This window comes from Streptomyces sp. NPDC042371, assembly GCF_056437465.1.
Genome location: NZ_JBWKAP010000010.1, coordinates 203,671 through 220,993, shown reverse-complemented (window position 1 = coordinate 220,993; position 17,323 = coordinate 203,671). Strand labels below are relative to the sequence as shown.

Below are 17,323 nucleotides of genomic sequence, written 5' to 3'. Positions count from 1 at the left end.
CGGTCGTGCCGGACGTCAGACCGCCTCCGCGGTCTCCGGCATCTCGATGGCGAGCCGATCGGTGAGCTCCACGACTTCGGCGACGTCCCCGAAGTCCCGAACGGCGGTGTCCACGGTCTTGCGCAGGCGGGTGTTGACCCGCTCGGAGCGCACCTTCTTGGCGATGTCGAGCGCTTGTCCGGCGAGCACCGTGCTCTGCTCGGGCTCGCGTTGGAGCAGGTGGACGGTGGCTTTGCCGATGAGGTTCAGCGCATACGAACGCTGGTGCTCGACGTCCTTCTGGAAGAGGTCCACGGCTCGCTCCATGACGGGCTCGGCGAGCGAGGCGTACGTCGGGCTGCGGCCCGCCACATAGGCCAGGTCGCGGAACGAGTGGGCGTTCTCCCCGTTCAGCTCGGCCTCGGAGAAGAAGCGGATCCAGTCCGGCTCGGGCTCGCCGAAGTCCTCGGCGTCGGCGAAGGTGTCCTCGGCCATCCGCACGGCCCGCTTGCACTTGCCGGGCTGGCCCATGCTCGCGTACGCCCGGGCCTCCATCGCATACAGCATGGCCTGGGTGCGCGGACCGGCGCAGTCCCGGCTGCCGTACTGTGCGAGGTGGATCAGTTCGAGCGCGTCGTCGGGCCGGTTCAGGTGGATCATCTGACGGCTCATGCTGGAGAGGATGTACGACCCGAGGGGCTTCTCTCCCGCTTCCTTGGCGGCGTGCAGCGCGAGGACGAAGTACTTCTGGGCGGTGGGCTGGAGCCCCACGTCGTAGCTCATCCAGCCCGCCAGTTCGGCCAGTTCGCCCGCGACCTTGAAGAGGCGCTTGGAGGTGGCTTCGGGCTGGGGCTCCTGCAACAGGTCCGTCACTTCGTGCAGCTGACCGACGACGGCCTTGCGCCGGAGCCCTCCCCCGCACTGGGCGTCCCACTGGCGGAACATCACCGTCGTGGACTCCAGGAGGTCCAGCTCCGGCTTGGAGAGCCGGGCCGGGCGGCGCGAGACGGCGGGCTCGGCGTCCTCGCGCGGTGTGGACGGCGAGGGCACCAGCCAGCGCTGCATGGGCTCGATGAGGGCGGGCCCGGCGGAGAGGGCGAGCGAGGTGCCGAGGAAGCCGCGGCGGGCGAGCATCAGGTCGCTGCGCGAGAACTCACTGATGAGGGCGACCGTCTGCGGCCCGGTCCAGGGCAGGTCGACCCCGGAGGACGCGGGCGTGCGGTGGGCGGTGCGCAGGCCCAGGTCCTCGACTGCGACGACGCAGCCGAACCGCTCGGAGAACAGCTCCGAAAGGATGCGGGGAATCGGCTCGCGCGGATTCTCGCCATCCAGCCAGCGGCGCACCCGTGAGGTGTCCGTGGAAATGTGGTGCGCACCCAACTGCCGTGCTCTGCGGTTGACTTGCCGGGCCAGCTCGCCCTTGGACCAACCGCTGCGCACGAACCACGACGTGAGCATCTCGTTGGGGCGCTTCTCCGCGTTCGCGCCGCCTCCGCCATTGCCGCTCACTGGAACGCCCCCATCCTTCAAGACACCTGTGCGCTGTACACGGCTAGCCCTAACAGAATGCCGCTACTCGCCGCCGTCCGTCCGGAGAATGTCACCCATCGAACAGGAAACCGACTTGCCTCCGGCATACCCGCGAGTGCTCGAACTTCCAGGGCCGTGTACTGAAAGTAATCCTACGATCACCCCTCCGGCGAGGGCGATCGCGGAAACGCCACCATTCGCCACCCCTTCGAATGAACTCCCTTGCCGCCACAAGCGATTCACTTGACATAGGACGAAGGAAAGTGGGCGCAGAGGAGCGCGCCAGGGCGCATGACACCGGGCGCACCACCCGCTGGACCACCGAGCGCCGTCAGGAACAGAGGGTCACGATCCGATTCCGTCACGTAACCGCGGCACGCTCGACCCGTTGGAGGGGGCATGGGCTTCACGATCGGCGGCACCCGGGGAACCGACAGGCCCCGGGCCGGATCAAGGCGGCGCGGCCGCACGTCGGACTGCACCGCGGTGGCGGAGTACACCGGGCTGTGGGGATGGGACGCGGTGCCCGGCGCCCGCGCCCTGAACGGCGTCTGCTCGTGCGGAGCGGCCGACTGCGCCACCCCCGGCGCCCACCCTCTGGGCTTCGCCTCCGAGGTCCCGGCGGGCGCCACGCTCGACGAAGTGGCGAAGGCCTGGGCGGAGTTCCCCGGCGCGGCGGTCCTGCTGCCGGTGGGGCGCGCCTTCGACGTCATCGAGGTGGCGGAGGCCGCGGGGCGGCGCGCCCTGGTCCGCCTTGAGCGGATGGGCCTCCCCCTGGGGCCGGTGGCGGTCACGCCGGACGGCCGGGCACAGTTCTTCGTCGCCCCCGGCGCCGCGGCCGAACTCCCCCAGCTGCTCTACCGCATGGGCTGGGACGACGCCGCCCTGGACCTGCACGGCCTGGGCCAGGGCACCCACATCACCGCACCCCCGTCCGACCACGGCGGCCTCGGCCCGGTCCACTGGCTCCGCTCCCCCGAGCTCGACTCGGCGACGAACCCGCCGCAGGCCCGCCTGCTGCTCGGAACCCTGGCGTACGTGGCGCACCGCTCCCCCGCGTAGCGCCCCACCCCGCCCCGCGAGCCGTCGCACAGCGCCATCCGATCCGGGGGACAGAAGGGCCCCCTCGCATCTGCACCATGCGAGGGGGCCCTTCACTTCGTACGGATCACTTCATACGAGGAGTGCTGACTCTCAGTCCCCGATGAGCGCGTCGACGAACGCCTCGGGCTCGAACGGCGCCAGGTCGTCCGCACCCTCGCCGAGGCCGATCAGCTTGACCGGCACGCCCAGCTCGCGCTGCACGGCGACGACGATGCCGCCCTTGGCGGTGCCGTCGAGCTTCGTGAGGACGATGCCCGTGATGTCGACGACCTCGGCGAAGACCCGCGCCTGCACCAGGCCGTTCTGTCCGGTCGTGGCGTCGAGGACGAGCAGCACCTCGTCGAGCGGGGCGTGCTTCTCGACGACGCGCTTGACCTTGCCGAGCTCGTCCATGAGGCCGGTCTTGGTGTGCAACCGGCCCGCGGTGTCGATGAGGACGACGTCCGCGCCGTCCGCGATGCCCTCCTTGACCGCGTCGAAGGCGATCGACGCCGGGTCGCCGCCCTCGGGGCCGCGCACCGTGCGGGCGCCGACGCGCTCGCCCCAGGTCTGCAGCTGGTCGGCGGCGGCCGCGCGGAAGGTGTCCGCGGCGCCGAGGACGACCGAGCGGCCGTCGGCGACGAGGACGCGTGCGAGCTTGCCGGTGGTGGTGGTCTTGCCGGTGCCGTTCACGCCGACGACCATCACGATGCCGGGCGTCTCCAGGCCCGACTCGGTCTTGACCGTACGGTCGAACTCCGGTCCGACCAGCGCCACGAGCTCCTCGCGCAGGAGGTTGCGCAGCTCGTCCGGGGTGCGGGTGCCGAGCACGCGGACGCGCTCACGGAGGCGCTCGACCAGTTCCTGGGTGGGGGCGACGCCGACGTCGGCGGTGAGGAGCGTGTCCTCGATCTCCTCCCACGTGTCCTCGTCCAGGTGCTCGCGGGAGAGGAGCGTGAGCAACCCCTTGCCGAGTGCGTTCTGCGAACGCGAAAGGCGCGAGCGCAGACGGACCAGGCGACCTGCCGTGGGCTCCGGGGTCTCGATCTCCGGTGCGGCCGGTTCTTCGACGACCGGCGCCGACGCCGACGGCTCGGCGAGCGGAAGTTCCACCTCCTCGATCGTGCGGCGCGGTTCGTCGCGCGGCGTCTCGGCCTCGTCGCCGACCTTCGGTTCGGCGGGAGGGGCGGTGATGGTGGGCGTGCTGGACGGGGCCTGCGGGGGCAGCTGCTTCTTCTTGCGGCTGCCGATCACGAGCCCGCCGAGCGCGCCGATCACGACCACGGCGATGACTACAGCAAGGATGACGATTTCCATAACCCGTCCAGTATCGGCCATGGCCCCCGGAGAGGCCCAGCTTGTGTTTTCCTCCAAAGAACATATGCCCTGGGAGGGCACTACTCGGACTAAAGTACGATGGAGCTCGCCGCATCAACGCGCGTAGAGTCCATCGCGATCACCCCCACCGACGGATCGCGACGTTGCGAGCCGAGCGAGAGGCACGGACCCACCCCCATGAGCAGCACCACCACTGCCGAATCCGAAGGCGCCCTCGAGACGCGCGGCCTTGAGCCCGTCCCGGACGCCGAGCGCACGGGCAAGACCCGCGAGCTGTTCCCCACCTGGGTAGCGGCGAACATCAGCGTCCTGCTGCTCACCATGGGTGCGGGCCTGATCGTCTCCAACCGCCTGAACATCTGGCAGGTCCTGGTCGTCGCGCTCGTCTCGCCCCTGCTGAGCTACGGCATGGTCGGCCTCATCTCCATCGCGGGCAAGCGCGGCGGCTCGCCGGGCATGACGCTCTCGCGTGCGGTGTTCGGGCAGCGCGGCAACCTCTTCCCGGGCGCGCTGATCTGGGTCGCCCGCTGGGGCTGGGAGACGATCAACGCGGTCACGGGCGCGTACGCGATCATCACGGTCCTGAACATCTGCTTCGGCGTGGAGTCCAGCACCTGGCTGACCGTCGTCACGCTGGTCGCCTTCGTCTCCTGCACGTTCCTGATCAGTGGCCTCGGCCGGAAGATCCTGCACATCTGCAGCACCTGGTCGACGTACGCCTTCGGCGCGTTCAGCGTGCTCGTGCTGGTCTATCTCATCGCGGAGACCGACTGGTCGGCCGTCTTCGACAAGCCCGCGGGCTCCACCGCGATGATGGTCGCGGGCGTCGGCACGATCGCCGCGGGCGGCATCAGCTGGGTCCCCACCGGCCCGGACTTCACCCGCTACCTCCCGCGCGCCGCCTCGAACAAGCCGCTGATCGGCCACGCCATCGGGGGCGCGGGCATCGTCGTCGTCCCGATGGTCCTGATGGGCGCCGTCATGGCGGTCTCCGACCCGAAGCTCTCCTCGGCGCAGGACCCGGTCTCCTTCCTCGGCGAGCTGCTCCCCATGTGGATCGCGGTGCCGTACCTGCTGATGGCGCTGATCGGCATGCTGCTGATCAACTCGATGTCGATGTACTCCGCGGGCTTCACCGCCATGACGCTCGGCATCAAGGTCCCGCGCGCGTGGGCGGTCAGTGTGAACGCGGTCATCAGCCTGATCTTCGGCTACATCCTGATGAACGTGGCGACGAGCTTCATGGGCTCGTTCATCTCCTTCCTCACCCTGCTCGCGGTCGCGTTCTCCGCCTGGATCGGCGTCTTCGGCATCGACATGCTGCGCCGCAAGACGTACGACGGCACGGCCCTGATGGACACCACGCGCACGAGCGCCTACTGGTACAAGGCGGGCTTCGCCTGGCAGGCCATGACGGCGTGGGCGATCGCCCTCGTCGGGGGCCTGCTCTTCACCAAGGTCGACTGGTTCAGCGGCCCGCTCGCCACGTCCTGGATCGGGCGCCACGGCCTCGGCTGGCTGACCACGATCGTCATCGCGGCCGTGCTGTACGCGGTCCTGCCGAAGACCCCCCTGGTCGAGACCGCGGCCGCGGGCAAGGACGACGGAGAGGCCGAGCTCGTCTCCGCCTGATCCTCGCCGACTTCCCCGCGGAGCCAGCCGACCTCCGCACGGGGCTACCCATCTGACACTGCGTCAACTACCGTCCCCCTTCGCCGCCCACGCACGGTGAAGGGGGACGTTTCCATGCCCGCCACAGTCGTACGGTTCAACCTCGTCGATCCCGCCGCGACACCCGCCTCGTTGAGCGAGCGGTATCGGGCCGCCCTGGAGATGGCCGCGTACGCGGACGACCGCGGCATCTCCACGATCCAGACGGAGGAGCACCACGGCGCCGAGAACAACTGGATCTCCTCGCCCTTCACGTTCGCGGGCGCGGTCTTCGGCGCGACCCGGCGCATCGCGGTGACGGTGTCCGCGATCATCGGCCCCCTGCACGACCCGCTGCGGCTCGCCGAGGACATCGCCGTGCTCGACCTGCTGAGCGCGGGACGCCTGGTCACGGTGGCGGGGATCGGCTACCGGCCCGAGGAGTACGAGCAGTCGGGCGTCGACTGGAGCAGTCGCGGCAAGCTCCAGGACGAGCTTCTGGAGACGCTGCTTGCGGCCTGGACGGGTGAGCCCTTCGCCTTCCGCGGCCGCACGGTGCGGATCACGCCGCGCCCCTTCACCCGGCCCCATCCGCTGCTGCTCGTCGGCGGCTCGTCGAAGGCGGCGGCCCGGCGCGCGGCCCGGCTCGGACTGCCGTTCTTCCCGAGCGCCCATCTGCCCGACATCGAGGCGTACTACCAGGAACAGCTCGTGGCGCACGGCACCGAGGGCTGGACGATGATGCCCGCCGCCGAGACCCCGCTGCTGCACGTCGCCGACGACCCGGACCGCACCTGGGCCAAGCACGGCGAGCACTTCCTGCACGAGGCCCGCACCTACGCCTCCTGGCAGTCCAAGGACATCCGCTCGGCGGTGAAGTCGGCTGCCACGACGGTGGAGGAGCTGCGCGCCGAGGGCGTCTACCGCATCCTGACGCCCGATCAGTGCGTCGAATACGCGAAGAGCGGCACCGGCAGCCTCATCCTGCACCCGCTCGCGGGCGGTATGCCGATCGACGAGGGCTGGCGCAGCCTGCATCACTTCTGCGAAAACGTACTGCCCCGGCTGAAGGACAAGTGAGCACGAGTCCTTCGGCCGGGGCAGCTTCCTGAAGAGGAGGGGGCAGCGGGGTTTAGCCCATCTCCTCCAGGGCCTTGCCCTTCGTCTCCTTGACGAACTTCATGACGAAGGGGATCGAGATCGCGGCGAAGGCGCCGTAGATGATGTACGAGCCGGTCAGCGACCACTCGGACATGCTCGGGAAGGTCTTGGTGATCGCGAAGTTGGCGAGCCACTGGGCGGAGGCGGCCACACCGAGCGCGGCGGCACGGATCCGGTTCGGGAAGATCTCGCCGAGCAGCACCCAGACGACGACGCCCCAGGACAGGGCGAAGAAGAGCACGAAGGCGTTGGCGGCGATGATCGCGGTCAGGCCCTGCGCGTTGGGCAGCGAGACGCTGTCACCGGATCCCGTGCGGTACGAGAACGCCCAGGCCATGGTGAACAGCGCCGCCGCCATGCCCGCGGAACCGATGATGGCGAGGGGCTTGCGGCCGATCCGGTCGACGAAGATCATCGCGATGACCGTACCGACGATGTTCACGATCGACGTCTCGAACGAGTACAGGAACGAGCTGGACGGGTCCTTGCCGATCGACTGCCACAGCTGGTTCGAGTAGTAGAAGATCACGTTGATGCCGACGAGCTGCTGGAATACCGAGAGCCCGATGCCGATCCACACGATCGGCAGGAAGCCGACCTTGCCGAGCAGGTCCTTGAAGGAGGGCTTGTGCTCGCGGTGCAGGCCCGCCTCGATCTCGGCGACGCGCGCGTCCAGGTCGATGGTGGTTCCCTCGACCTCGCCGAGCACCTTCTTGGCCTCGGTGTCGCGGCCGACCGAGATCAAGAAGCGCGGCGACTCCGGGATGATGAAGGACAGCAGCCCGTAGAGGAGCGCGGGGACGACCATGACGCCGAGCATCCACTGCCAGGCCTCCAGGCCCATCAGCTTGCCGCGCTGGTCGCCGTCGGCCATGTTCAGGATTCCCCAGTTGACCAGCTGGGAGACGGCGATGCCGATGACGATGGCGGCCTGCTGGAACGAGGCGAGGCGGCCGCGGTAGGCGGGCGGCGCGACCTCGGCGATGTAGGCCGGGCCGATCACCGAGGCCATGCCGATGCCGATGCCGCCGATGAGGCGCCACATCGTGAGGTCCCAGGCGGCGAACGGCAGGGCCGAGCCGACGGCGCTGGCCGCGAAGAGGACGGCGGCGATCTGCATGCAGCGGATGCGGCCGATGCGGTCGGCGATGCGTCCGGCCACGGCGGCGCCGACGGCACAGCCGAGGAGCGCGGTGGCGATGATCCAGCCGAGCATGTTGGCGTCGACATCGAAACGGTGCTGGATGGCGACGGTGGCGCCATTGATCACCGAACTGTCGTAGCCGAAGAGGAAGCCACCCATCGCGGCGGCTGCCGTAATGAAGATGACATGGCCGAGATGGTCCGGGTGAGCCTCTCTGGCTCCGGACTCAGGCGCCTGCGATGTGCTGGTCACGTGTACTCCTCGGGCCACCGGCAGCGTTGCCGGGGGTGGGGGCGAGCTCTTCAAGTGGCGCACAACTTCACGCCGCCCACCACCTGAAGGTAAAAGCAACGTTGCAGAGACTATGCCTTCAAGTTTCGAAGTCAATAGGTGGGCTGCTGTGAATTTAGAGGCACTCTGAGGCTATGTACGTTCAAGTCTTGAAGCTTTGAAAGAAGACACCGGGCCCCACTGAGGGGAGGTCCCGGGGAGGTCTAGCGGAGGCGCTGGCTGATGACCTTCGAGACGCCGTCGCCCTGCATCGAGACGCCGTACAGCGCGTCCGCGACCTCCATCGTGCGCTTCTGGTGCGTGATCACGATGAGCTGCGAGGCCTCCTGCAGCTCCTGCATGATGCGGATGAGCCGCTGCAGGTTGGTGTCGTCGAGCGCCGCCTCGACCTCGTCCATCACATAGAACGGGCTGGGCCGCGCCTTGAAGATCGAAACGAGCAGCGCGACGGCCGTCAGCGACCGCTCGCCGCCGGAGAGCAGCGAGAGCCTCTTGACCTTCTTGCCGGGCGGCCGGGCCTCGACGTCCACACCGGTGGCGAGCATGTTGTCGGGATCCGTCAGGATCAGCCGTCCCTCACCACCCGGGAACAGCCGCGAGAAGACACCCTCGAACTCCCGGGCCGTGTCGTAGTAGGCCTCGGTGAAGACCTGCTCGACGCGCTCGTCCACCTCCTTCACCACCTGGAGGAGGTCGGTCCGCGTCTTCTTCAGGTCTTCGAGCTGCTCGCTCAGGAACTTGTGGCGTTCCTCCAGCGCCGCGAACTCCTCAAGGGCCAGCGGGTTCACCTTCCCGAGCTGCTGATACGCCCGTTCGGCTGACCTGAGCCGCTTCTCCTGCTCGCCCCGGACGAACGGCACCGGCAGGTTGCGCGGATGCCGCGGGTCCTCGGGCAGCTCCTCGCCGTCGGCGGCGGGCGAGGGCGGCACGGGCTGATCGGGGCCGTAGTCGGCCACGAGTCCCGCCGGCTCCACACCGAGCTCCTCCAGTGCCTTGGTCTCCAGCTGCTCGATCCGCAGCCGCTTCTCAGCCCCTAGTACCTCGCCCCGGTGAACTGAATCAGTCAATTTGTCGAGCTCGGCCTTGAGATCGCGGCCCTGGCCCCGCGCGGCGAGCAGATCCCGCTCCCGCACCTCCTTGGCGCGCTCGGCGGCGGTGCGCTCCTCGTCCGCGCGGACGAGGGAGACCTCGACGTGGGCGAGCAGCTGACGCCCGCCGGACGCGACGGCCTCGGCGACCGCGGCCTCGTGGCGCAGCCGCGCCCTGCGCTGCTCGGCACGCGCGCGTGCCTCACGTTCGGCGCGGGCGGCCCGGTCCAGGGAGTCGGCGCGGCCCGCGAGCGCCTTCACCCGCTCCTCGTGCGTACGCGCCTGGAGCCTGGCCTCCATCTCGGTCTGCCTGGCGTTGGCCCCGTCGGCGGCGAGCCGGTCGCGCACGGAAGTGTCGGGCTCCTCCTCGCCGTCGGGAGACGCCTCCTCGGCGACGACGAGCCGCTCTGCGAGCTCCTCGGCGTCCTGAACGGCCTGGTCGAGGGCGTCCTGGGCCTTGGCCGCGGCGGCGGTGCTGCGCTCGGCCTCGCCCGCGGCGCCCCGCGCCTGTCCGGCAAGCGCCCCCAACTGCTGCGCCACGGAGGACTTCTCCCGGTCGGCGGCCCTGCGCCGCTCCCCCAGCTCCTCGACGAGCGCCGCGCACTCCTTGCGCCGTTCCCCCGCGCGCTCCTGCGCCTGCGCCAGCTCCTCGCACTGGGCGGCGAGCCGCTCCAGCTCCTCGGCGGCCTCGTCGACGGACGCCTGCACTTCGAGCAGGCTCGGCGCCCCCGCGGACCCGCCCTGCGCGAAGTGGGCCCCGAGCAGATCCCCTTCGGCGGTGACGGCGGTCAGCTCCGGGCGCGCGTGGACCAGCTCCTCGGCGTCCTCCAGCGTGCTCACGGCGACGATCCCGCGCAGCAGCCGCCGCACACCGGGCATCAGCTCGTCGGGTCCCCGCACCAGATCGGCGACGTACGGCGGCCCGCCGGGGCGCTCCTGCTGTACGTCTCGTACGTCGCGTGCCCCGTGCACATCGTCACAGGCGCCGCCGAGCAGCAGCGCCGCACGCCCCGCGTCCTGCTTGCGCAGCAGCCGGATGGCCTCGGCGGCCGTGCCGGGACCGTTCACGGCGACGGCGTCGGCCGCGGCACCGAGCGCGGCGGCGACCGCCACTTCGTGGCCCGGGGCGACGGTGAGCAGGGTGGCGGCCGGGCCGAGCAGCCCGGTGAGCTGGTCCTTGGCGGCGAGCAGCGCGCCCGTGCCGTCCTTGCGCCGCAGGCCGAGCGCGAGCGCCTCGTGCCGGGCGGCGACCGCGGCCCGCTTGCGCTCGGCGGCGGTCGCTTCCTCCCGCGCCGCGGTGAGCGCGGCCTCGGCCTCGGTGAGCTGCCGCTTCGCCGTGTCGTGCCGCTCGCCGAGCTCGGCGTCGTCCGCGTCCAGTCCGTCGACCTCGGCCTTGAGCTGCTCGTACTCCTCCTGGGCCGCGACCGCGCGCTCGGCGGCCTCGTCCCGTGCGACGGCGAGCCGGTCGATCTCGGCCTGGGCGGACGCCGCCCGCGACCTGGCCGCGTTGACCTGCCCGGTCAGCCGGGCGAGCCCTTCGCGCCGGTCGGCGATGGCCCGTGCCACGTCCTTGAGGCGGCGCTCCTCGACGGCCAGTTGGCGTTCGAGGTCGGAGCGGTGGGCGACCGTGTCGTCCAGGGCGTGCTCGGCGGCCTCCAGCGCGGCTTCGAGCTCGGCCTCCTGCTCGCGGATCCGGGCGGCCTCGCGCTCCAGGTCCTCGGGGTCGCGGCCGCGCCGCTCGTCGGGCGGCGCGGCGGTGGCGCTCTTGATCCGGGCGTCGGCCAGCGAGACGGTGCCGCGCACCCGCTCGGCCAGCTGCGACAGCTCGTACCAGGTCTGCTGGGCGCGCTGCAGCCGTGGCGTGAGGCGGCGCACCTCTTCTTCGAGCTGGGCCTCACGGTGCAGGGCGGCCTTCAGCTCGGCCTCGGCGCTCTCCTTGCGCTCCTTCAGCGCGGCTTCGTCGGCGACCTCGGCGTTCAGCGCCGTGCGCAGGCGTACGAGGTCGTCGGCGAGCAGCCGCAGGCGGGTGTCGCGCAGGTCGGCCTGGATGACGGCGGCCCTGCGTGCGACGGCGGCCTGGCGGCCGAGGGGCTTGAGCTGGCGTCGCAGCTCGTCCGTCAGGTCCTGGACGCGTGCCAGGTTGGCCTGCATCGCGTCGAGCTTGCGCAGCGCCTTCTCTTTGCGCTTGCGGTGCTTGAGGACGCCCGCGGCCTCCTCGATGAACGCGCGCCGCCCCATCGGATCGGCGTGCAGCACCCCGTCGAGCTGCCCCTGCCCGACGATGACGTGCATCTCGCGGCCGATGCCGGAGTCGGAGAGCAGTTCCTGGATGTCGAGGAGGCGGCAGGTGTCGCCGTTGATCTGGTACTCACTGCCGCCGTTGCGGAACATGATCCGCGTGATGGTGACTTCGGCGTACTCGATGGGCAGCGCGCCGTCGGAGTTGTCGATGGTGAGCGAGACCTCGGCGCGGCCGAGCGGGGGCCGCCCGGTGGTGCCGGCGAAGATGACGTCCTCCATCTTGCCGCCGCGCAGGGATTTGGCACCCTGCTCGCCCATGACCCAGCTCAGCGCGTCCACGACGTTGGACTTGCCGGAGCCGTTGGGTCCGACGACGCAGGTGATGCCCGGCTCGAACTTCAGCGTCGTCGCCGACGCGAAGGACTTGAAGCCACGCAGGGTCAGGGCCTTGAGATGCACGCCGTCGGACTCTACCTCCCGCCCGCCTCCCACCGCCGCCCTTGTAGGTGGCGCTGCGCGCCGCACCTTTTGATTCGACCGTTTCACCCCTGAAGGTGCAGGGCACATCAGACGGTAAAGGCGACAGCGTACGCGGGGGCAAGAAAGAAGGGACGCCGAAGCGTCCCTTGCATATCTGATGCCTATCTGAAGACAAGCGGCTGACACTGACAGCCTGACCACTTGTGCTTACCGTGGGCCCATGAGCGAGGCCCTTGTGTTCGTGATCGGGTAGGGGTCAGGTGAGCGCAGGCTCCGCCTGGGGTACGTCGATGCTCTCCAGGAGCGATTCGTGAGAAGCGGCAGCCGCGAGCGCGTCGTTCTCGGCCTGGATCCGGCCGAGCTCGGATTCCAGGTCCTGGACGCGCTGCTGGAGCCGTCGCATCTCGGCGAGAAGTCGCGGGTCGCTGCCGCCGACGTAACCGAGAAGCGCCTTTGCCATGATGGATGGTCCTCCACACTGAGTGACCGACCGAAGCGGTGTGGGTCGTGAGGGAATCGCACCCGCGGTGCTTGGCACTCTTTGTTTCGCTTGGTCTTGCTGGCCGTTCTCACATGCCAAACAGCTAAGGTGCGCGGGGCTTCCAGAGTCTCACCAAAAAGTTTGACGGTCAACACGATCACACCCCGTATCGGCGGGCGACCCGGGGGCACGCGGCCCGGAAACGGGCGGCGCTGCTACTCCTTCGGGGCCCTGGGGGCGTGGAGATCATCCTTACCTGCGGAGCCTGCCACGGCAAGTGATTCTTGGCAACCACCAGGCCTTTTCTGCCTCAGGCAGTTGCCTGGGACACTCGTCCGGCGGCCCGGCGCCCCCGTCCCACCGCGTTCGCCCGGGTCAGGGTCAGCGAATGGCGAACGTCTCGTATATGCCACGTGCTGTGTCCCAGATCTCGGTGACTCCGTCGACGCGGCCGGGTGTGTCGCCGTCACGGAGCCAGTCGAGCAGCTCCTGACAGCCCTTCCTGGGCCCCTCGGCGACGACCTGCACGCGGCCGTCCTCCAGATTGAGAGCAAAACCACTCAGGCCGCCGATCTCCAGCGCCCTGGCCCGCGTGAACCAGCGGAATCCCACGGCCTGCACCCGTCCGCGCACCCAGGCGGTGAGTCGTACGTCTTCGTTCATGGGTGCACGCTAACCGGCCAATTGCTCAGTGAGCACTTCGTCCCCATGCGCCATCGCGTACAGTCGCGAATCGATGAGCCTCACTCATATGGGTGAGTCACGTTGATCTTAGGACGAAAGGCCAGGAGATGGGACGCCACCGACGCTCCGGCGCTGGACAGGCCGCCGCCACCCCTGAGCAGCACCCGGGGACCGTGTCGCACCGCCGCAAGGGCCGCGCCGCCACCCCTGTGCGTACGGGCCTGCTCGGCGTTTCCGCCGCCGTCGCGATGGGGGCCGTCGCGGTCGCCGCGGGCGTGCTCCCGGGCAGTGACACCTACCAGCTGGGCGGCGGGGGCGACCCCGGCAAGGTGCGGTCCGCGGCCGCGCCGACCGAGGTGGACGCCCAGGGCGGCAAGGACGGCAGCGCCGACCGCGGCGAGCCGTCGCCGAGCCGCGGCACCGGCCGCTCCGAAGCACCGAAGCCCACCCCCTCCAAGGCCGACCCGAAGCCTTCGAAGGCGCCGTCCGAGAAGTCGTCGGCGCCCACCGCGCCGAAGAAGGACGCCGACAAGCCCGACAACAGCGGCAAGGGCGACAAGGACGGCAAGTCGACGCCGAGCCCGTCCCGTACGCCCGAGGAGAAGCCCAAGGCTCCCCCGGCGAGCTCCACGTCGTCGTCCGACGAGAGTGCGGCCGAGGCCGCGGTGCTCACGCTCGTCAACCAGGAGCGGGCCAAGGCGGGCTGCCGTCCGGTGCGGGCCGACGACCGGCTCGCCGCGCTGGCCGGTGACTTCAGCGCCGACATGGCGGCGCGCGACTTCTTCGACCACACCGACCCGGACGGCGCGACGCCGTGGGACCGCGCCGAGAAGGCCGGGATCACGAACCTGGGCGGCGAGAACATCGCCCGCGGCCAGACCAACGCGCAGTCGGTGATGGATGCCTGGATGAACAGCGCGGGCCACCGCGCCAACATCCTCAACTGCGACTACAAGACCCTCGGCGTCGGGGCGCACTTCGCGCCGGGCGGCCCGTGGTGGACGCAGGACTTCGGCTTCTAGACCTCCGCCCCGAGCTCGGCGCTATCTATTCGAAAGCGCTGTGCGGGAGTATGGTGTCGGGATGGAATCCAAGGACCTGGCGTACGACGTGTTCTCCCGCCAGTGCCCGTCGCGGGGCACGCTGGAGCACGTCACCGGGCGCTGGGGCGCCCTCACGCTGGGCGCGCTGCACGACGGCACGCTGCGCTTCAACGAACTGCGCCGCCGCGTCGACGGCGTGAGCGAGAAGATGCTGTCCCAGACCCTGCACGCGCTGGAGCGCGACGGCCTGGTGCACCGTGACGCACAGCCGACCAACCCGCCGCGCGTGGACTATGCGCTCACCCCGCTGGGGCGGGAGGTCGCCGAGCGCCTGCTGGCCCTGATCCACTTCGTGGAGGGCCGACAGGACGATGTGGTGAAGGCCCAGGAGCGTTACGACGCGACGCGCGGCGGCCGCTGACAGCGCGGGCAGAAGTAGCTGGACCTGTTCATCCAGGGGCGCCTGCGGATCGCGGCGCCGCAGCGGCGGCACGGCTCGTTCTCCCGGCCGTAGGCGTCCAACGACCGGTCGAAGTAGCCCGATTCGCCGTTCACGTTGACGTAGAGACTGTCGAAGCTGGTGCCTCCGACGGCGAGGGCCGCGTTCATCACGTCCCGTACATGGCCGAGGAGTTCGGCCGTGCGCGGGCGCGTGAACGCCCCGGTGGGCCGCTCGTAGTGCAGCTTCGCGCGCCACAGCGCCTCGTCCGCGTAGATGTTGCCGACGCCGCTGATCAGCGACTGGTCGAGCAGCGCCCGCTTGATCGTCGTACGCCGACGGCGCAGCGCGAGGTGGAAGGCGTCGTCGTCGAACGTGGTGTCGAGCGGGTCGCGCGCGATGTGCGCGATGACGTCCGGCAGCCCGTCCGGGGTGTTGTCGTGGAGCGAGAGACCGCCGAAGGTGCGCTGGTCGACAAAGCGGAGCTCGGTGCCCTGCACGTCCGCGAAGCGCATCCGGATCCTCAGGTGCTTCTCGTCCGGCACCGCCTGGGGCTGCACCAGGAGCTGGCCGCTCATGCCCAGGTGGGCCAGGACGGACTGCCCCGAATCGGCGAGCGGCAGCCACAGGTACTTGCCGCGCCGCCGCACGAGACCGATCCGGTGCCCCGTCAGCCGGCTCCCGAAGTCCTCGCCGCCCGCCACGTGCCGTCTCACCGCACGCGGATGCAGCACCTCCACATCGGCGACGACGCGCCCACTGACCCAGCGCTCCAGACCGCGCCGGACGACTTCGACTTCGGGCAACTCGGGCATGGGTCTCCTTCAGCACGATGCCGGTCGCCCCCAGTGGGGACGACCGGCATCAAAGGATGGGCGGCGGTCAGACCGAGGGGGTGTCGGCGGTCCCCTCGGACTGTGCGGCAGCGGCGGCGGCCTCGGCCGCCTTGATCCGCTCGTCCGCGGCGGCGCGAATCGCACGCCACGCGGACTCTGCGGCCTGCTGCTCCGCTTCCTTCTTGCTGCGGCCGGTGCCGGTGCCGTACGAGACGCCTCCGACGCGGGCGGCAGCAGTGAATGTCTTCTCGTGGTCGGGGCCGCTCTCCGTGACGAGATACTCGGGCACGCCGAGGCTCTCCGTCGCGGTGAGCTCCTGGAGACTGGTCTTCCAGTCCAGGCCCGCACCCAGATTCGAGGACTTTTCGATCAACGGGTCGAAGAGCCGGTGCACCAGCTCACCCGCGGCGTCCAGGCCCTGGTCCAGATAGACCGCGCCGATCACCGCTTCGAGGGTGTCGGCGAGGATGGATGCCTTGTCCCGGCCTCCCGTGCCCTCTTCACCACGGCCGAGCCGGATGAAGGAGCCCAGTTCGAGGCCACGGCTGACCTCCGCCAGCGCACGCGAATTGACCACCGCGGCCCGCAACTTGGCCAGTTGGCCTTCGGGCAGGTCGGGGTGGGTGCGGTACAGCGTGTCCGTGACGACGAGACCGAGCACCGAGTCCCCGAGGAACTCCAGACGCTCATTCGTCGGCAGACCGCCGTTCTCGTACGCGTACGAACGGTGGGTCAGCGCACGCACCAGAAGGGCGGACTCGAGCTTGTACCCGAGCCGCCCTTCCAGAAGCGTGTGGGACGAGGCCGTTGTCTCCGCCAGTTTCTTGGCGTCTTCCGCCTTCTTGGGGCTAGACACGGTGCCTCTCACCAGCCGCTCAGACCTCGAGGACCTGGCGCTTGTTGTAGGTGCCGCAGCTCGGGCACGCGATGTGCTGCTGCTTGGGCTCCTGGCAACGCTCACACGAAACCAGGGTGGGGACCGCAGCCTTCCACTGCGACCGGCGGTGGCGCGTGTTGCTGCGCGACATCTTCCGCTTCGGAACAGCCACGGCTACTTCTCCTGCTTCTCGTCGACGCCCGCTTCCGCTTCGGCGCCGCTCATCTCGTCCTTCTCGCCGTCCTGGATGGTGCCAGCGAGTCCCTGCAATGCCGCCCAACGGATGTCGACGGCGTCATGGTGGTGGTCCGGGTCGTCCGCGAGCCGCACTCCGCACTGGGAGCACAGGCCCGGACAGTCGTCCTGGCACACCGGCTGCATCGGCAGTGCGAGCACCACCGCATCACGCAGCACAGACTCGAGGTCGAACATGCCGTCCTCGAGGTAGAGCCTGTCCTCGTCCTCTGGGGATTCCCCGGCGTCGTCGGCCGGTTCCGCGGTGCGGCCCCGGTCGTCGGCGTCAGGGTACGAGAACATCTCCTGGAAGTCCGCGTCGAGCTCCAGCTCGAGCGGCTCCAGACACCTTACGCACTCCCCCTCGGCCGATGCACGGGCGGTGCCTGTGACAAGCACCCCTTCCATGACCGACTCAAGGCGGATCTCCAGCTCGACCGGGGCGCCCTGCGGCACTCCGATGACCCCTTCGATGCCGAAGGTGCCCGGCGAACCGGGCGCTTCGATCTCGCGGGTCAGCCGCTGCATGGCACCAGGACGCCGCCCCAGCTCGTGTGTGTCGAACACGAGGGGGTTTCGGTGGTCGAGGCGCGTGCTCAGGGCTTTTCCTGCTTTCGAATCCTGGAAGTTCAAGGGGGCCACCGCACTGACGCCACAAACCTGAGGCTCGGGTGGGCAGCCTGGATCGCGGACGTATGCGCGACCGAAGAGCCAGGATACTTGACCTTTCGCTTTCGGCCCAAT

Annotated in this window: 15 protein-coding genes; 5 read left to right on the top strand and 10 right to left on the bottom strand. The window is 69.8% G+C overall.

Annotation, left to right across the window (positions count from 1 at the left end; all coding sequences use genetic code 11):
• Window positions 1-15: 15 nt before the first annotated feature.
• The gene (gene nsdA, locus AC068B_RS29510) at window positions 16-1,488 is read right to left on the bottom strand and encodes a transcriptional repressor NsdA (RefSeq protein ID WP_478674644.1); all 1,473 of its coding nucleotides are present in this window, start codon (window positions 1,486-1,488) and stop codon (window positions 16-18) included.
• Window positions 1,489-1,908: 420 nt separating this feature from the next.
• Here nsdA and AC068B_RS29505 point away from each other — a divergent pair, with 420 nt between their 5' ends.
• Entirely contained in the window at window positions 1,909-2,571 is a 663-nt protein-coding gene (locus AC068B_RS29505) for a bifunctional DNA primase/polymerase (protein ID WP_478674643.1), read from the top strand.
• Between the two features lie 132 nt (window positions 2,572-2,703).
• Here AC068B_RS29505 and ftsY read toward each other — a convergent pair whose 3' ends face one another.
• Entirely contained in the window at window positions 2,704-3,909 is a 1,206-nt protein-coding gene (gene ftsY / locus AC068B_RS29500) for a signal recognition particle-docking protein FtsY (RefSeq protein ID WP_478674642.1), read from the bottom strand.
• 198 nt (window positions 3,910-4,107) lie between these two features.
• On the opposite strand from ftsY, the gene AC068B_RS29495 reads away from it, so the two are divergent.
• The gene (locus tag AC068B_RS29495) at window positions 4,108-5,562 is read left to right on the top strand and encodes a purine-cytosine permease family protein (RefSeq protein WP_478674641.1); all 1,455 of its coding nucleotides are present in this window, start codon (window positions 4,108-4,110) and stop codon (window positions 5,560-5,562) included.
• A 114-nt stretch (window positions 5,563-5,676) separates the two neighbouring features.
• Window positions 5,677-6,660 (top strand): LLM class flavin-dependent oxidoreductase, encoded by a 984-nt coding sequence (locus AC068B_RS29490; protein ID WP_478674640.1) that lies wholly within the window; start codon window positions 5,677-5,679, stop codon window positions 6,658-6,660.
• A 52-nt stretch (window positions 6,661-6,712) separates the two neighbouring features.
• On the opposite strand, the gene AC068B_RS29485 is transcribed toward AC068B_RS29490, so the two are convergent.
• The 4 genes from AC068B_RS29485 to AC068B_RS29470 form a co-directional block, all read right to left on the bottom strand.
• Window positions 6,713-8,137, bottom strand: coding sequence for a sugar porter family MFS transporter (locus tag AC068B_RS29485; protein ID WP_478674639.1), 1,425 nt, complete (start codon window positions 8,135-8,137; stop codon window positions 6,713-6,715).
• A 242-nt stretch (window positions 8,138-8,379) separates the two neighbouring features.
• On the bottom strand, window positions 8,380-11,964 hold the full coding sequence (smc, locus tag AC068B_RS29480) for a chromosome segregation protein SMC (protein ID WP_478674638.1): 3,585 nt from the start codon (window positions 11,962-11,964) through the stop codon (window positions 8,380-8,382).
• A gap of 277 nt (window positions 11,965-12,241) precedes the next feature.
• Window positions 12,242-12,445, bottom strand: coding sequence for a hypothetical protein (locus AC068B_RS29475; RefSeq protein WP_055551056.1), 204 nt, complete (start codon window positions 12,443-12,445; stop codon window positions 12,242-12,244).
• 402 nt (window positions 12,446-12,847) lie between these two features.
• A complete protein-coding gene (locus AC068B_RS29470) occupies window positions 12,848-13,129 on the bottom strand; it encodes an acylphosphatase (RefSeq protein WP_478674637.1) in 282 nt (93 codons plus the stop codon).
• A gap of 128 nt (window positions 13,130-13,257) precedes the next feature.
• Here AC068B_RS29470 and AC068B_RS29465 point away from each other — a divergent pair, with 128 nt between their 5' ends.
• Together AC068B_RS29465 and AC068B_RS29460 are read left to right on the top strand one after the other, a co-directional pair.
• Window positions 13,258-14,172: a CAP domain-containing protein gene (locus AC068B_RS29465; protein WP_478674636.1), complete on the top strand. Its 915-nt coding sequence runs from the start codon at window positions 13,258-13,260 to the stop codon at window positions 14,170-14,172.
• Window positions 14,173-14,233: 61 nt separating this feature from the next.
• Window positions 14,234-14,614 carry a winged helix-turn-helix transcriptional regulator gene (locus AC068B_RS29460; protein WP_478674635.1) on the top strand — a complete coding sequence of 127 codons (381 nt, stop codon included), beginning with the start codon at window positions 14,234-14,236 and terminating at the stop codon, window positions 14,612-14,614.
• On the opposite strand, the gene mutM is transcribed toward AC068B_RS29460, so the two are convergent.
• The 4 genes from mutM to AC068B_RS29440 all read right to left on the bottom strand — a co-directional run bounded on the left by mutM (window position 14,587) and on the right by AC068B_RS29440 (window position 17,212).
• Window positions 14,587-15,447: a bifunctional DNA-formamidopyrimidine glycosylase/DNA-(apurinic or apyrimidinic site) lyase gene (mutM, locus tag AC068B_RS29455; RefSeq protein WP_478674634.1), complete on the bottom strand. Its 861-nt coding sequence runs from the start codon at window positions 15,445-15,447 to the stop codon at window positions 14,587-14,589. The two genes, AC068B_RS29460 and mutM, sit on opposite strands and share 28 nt — an antisense overlap.
• Window positions 15,448-15,514: 67 nt before the next feature.
• Entirely contained in the window at window positions 15,515-16,336 is an 822-nt protein-coding gene (gene rnc / locus AC068B_RS29450) for a ribonuclease III (protein ID WP_478674633.1), read from the bottom strand.
• Between the two features lie 7 nt (window positions 16,337-16,343).
• Complete coding sequence (gene rpmF, locus AC068B_RS29445; RefSeq protein ID WP_026165248.1) at window positions 16,344-16,517, bottom strand: 50S ribosomal protein L32; 174 nt, start codon at window positions 16,515-16,517, stop codon at window positions 16,344-16,346.
• A 2-nt stretch (window positions 16,518-16,519) separates the two neighbouring features.
• Window positions 16,520-17,212 carry a YceD family protein gene (locus tag AC068B_RS29440; protein WP_478674632.1) on the bottom strand — a complete coding sequence of 231 codons (693 nt, stop codon included), beginning with the start codon at window positions 17,210-17,212 and terminating at the stop codon, window positions 16,520-16,522.
• Between the last annotated feature and the right edge of the window lie 111 nt (window positions 17,213-17,323).

Excerpts from the sequence above, each read along its gene's own strand:
- AC068B_RS29505 (WP_478674643.1), top strand. The coding sequence starts at position 1,909 with ATGGGCTTCACGATCGGCGGCACCCGGGGAACCGACAGGCCCCGGGCC.
- ftsY (WP_478674642.1), bottom strand. The coding sequence starts at position 3,909 with ATGGAAATCGTCATCCTTGCTGTAGTCATCGCCGTGGTCGTGATCGGC.
- AC068B_RS29495 (WP_478674641.1), top strand. The coding sequence starts at position 4,108 with ATGAGCAGCACCACCACTGCCGAATCCGAAGGCGCCCTCGAGACGCGC.
- AC068B_RS29490 (WP_478674640.1), top strand. The coding sequence starts at position 5,677 with ATGCCCGCCACAGTCGTACGGTTCAACCTCGTCGATCCCGCCGCGACA.
- AC068B_RS29475 (WP_055551056.1), bottom strand. The coding sequence starts at position 12,445 with ATGGCAAAGGCGCTTCTCGGTTACGTCGGCGGCAGCGACCCGCGACTT.
- AC068B_RS29470 (WP_478674637.1), bottom strand. The coding sequence starts at position 13,129 with ATGAACGAAGACGTACGACTCACCGCCTGGGTGCGCGGACGGGTGCAG.
- AC068B_RS29465 (WP_478674636.1), top strand. The coding sequence starts at position 13,258 with ATGGGACGCCACCGACGCTCCGGCGCTGGACAGGCCGCCGCCACCCCT.
- AC068B_RS29460 (WP_478674635.1), top strand. The coding sequence starts at position 14,234 with ATGGAATCCAAGGACCTGGCGTACGACGTGTTCTCCCGCCAGTGCCCG.
- mutM (WP_478674634.1), bottom strand. The coding sequence starts at position 15,447 with ATGCCCGAGTTGCCCGAAGTCGAAGTCGTCCGGCGCGGTCTGGAGCGC.